The sequence below is a fragment of the Nonomuraea sp. 10N515B genome (assembly GCF_052245915.1).
Lineage (GTDB): Bacteria > Actinomycetota > Actinomycetes > Streptosporangiales > Streptosporangiaceae > Nonomuraea.
Window position 1 is genome coordinate 1 of sequence record NZ_JBQQBQ010000227.1, and the last position, 582, is coordinate 582.

General features: G+C 71.1%; 1 protein-coding gene. It reads left to right on the forward strand.

Translation table 11 applies throughout. The annotated features are described in order from the left end of the window. Positions 1-71: 71 nt before the first annotated feature. Positions 72-582: AMP-binding protein (locus tag ACTWQA_RS59175; RefSeq protein ID WP_443167530.1), on the forward strand; the 511-nt coding region annotated here is incomplete at its 3' end.

The following is a 582-nucleotide window of genomic DNA, read 5'->3' on the forward strand; positions in this document are numbered from 1 at the left end:
TGGCTGATGCGTCGGAGCCGTTGGCTGGTGAGGTGTTGTGGGGGGTGTTGGCTGGGCAGCGGGTTTCGCATGTGACGGTGCCGCCGTCGGTGCTGGCGGGGGTGTCGGGTGCGGCGGGGTTGCCGGATCTGGTGACGGTGGTGGTGGCGGGGGAGGCGTGTCCGCCGGGGTTGGTGGCGGAGTGGTCGCCGGGTCGTCGTTTCGTGAATGCCTATGGGCCGACGGAGTCGACGGTGTGTGCGTCGATGAGCGGGCCGTTGTCGGCGGGTGAGGTGGTGTCGATCGGCCGTCCGGTCGCCAACACCAGGGCCTACGTTCTCGACGCGCGGCTGCGACCGGTCCCCCAGGGCGTCGTCGGCGAGCTGTACGTCGCCGGGGCGGGCCTGGCCCGGGGCTACGCCAACCGCGCGGCGCTGACCGCGGAGCGGTTTGTGGCGTGTCCGTTCGCGGCTGGTGAGCGGATGTATCGCACCGGTGATGTGGTGCGCTGGCGCGGCGATGGCCAGTTGGAGTTCGTCGGCCGGGCTGATGAGCAGGTCAAGGTGCGGGGTTTCCGGATCGAGCCGGGTGAGGTCGAGGCGG